The organism is Mesorhizobium sp. M7A.F.Ca.MR.148.00.0.0, assembly GCF_003997735.1.
In the GTDB taxonomy this organism is placed as follows: Bacteria; Pseudomonadota; Alphaproteobacteria; order Rhizobiales; family Rhizobiaceae; genus Mesorhizobium.
In genome coordinates, this window is record NZ_RZTB01000788.1 from 1 (window position 1) to 211 (window position 211).

The 211-nt window shown below is 56.4% G+C and carries 1 protein-coding gene; it reads right to left on the reverse strand.

Features of this window, described 5'->3' with window-relative positions:
- Positions 1 to 211, reverse strand: a 211-nt coding sequence (locus tag EOB49_RS36270) for an aldehyde dehydrogenase family protein (protein WP_127383600.1), incomplete at both ends; no start/stop codon positions are given.

Here is a 211-nt window from a genome sequence, read left to right on the forward strand (position 1 = left end):
CATATCCATAGCCGCTTTGCTTGACTCCTCCATAAGGGGCATCAGCGGAAACCCCTTTCAGGTAATTCACACTAACAGCGCCCGCAGAAAGACCGCCCACAAGCCTCTGTTGCGTATCGGCCGCGCCAGTAAACAAGTAGGCGGCCAGACCGTACTCCGTGGCGTTGGCTTCATCGATCGCCTCTTCGATCGTATCGAAAGGAGCCACGCT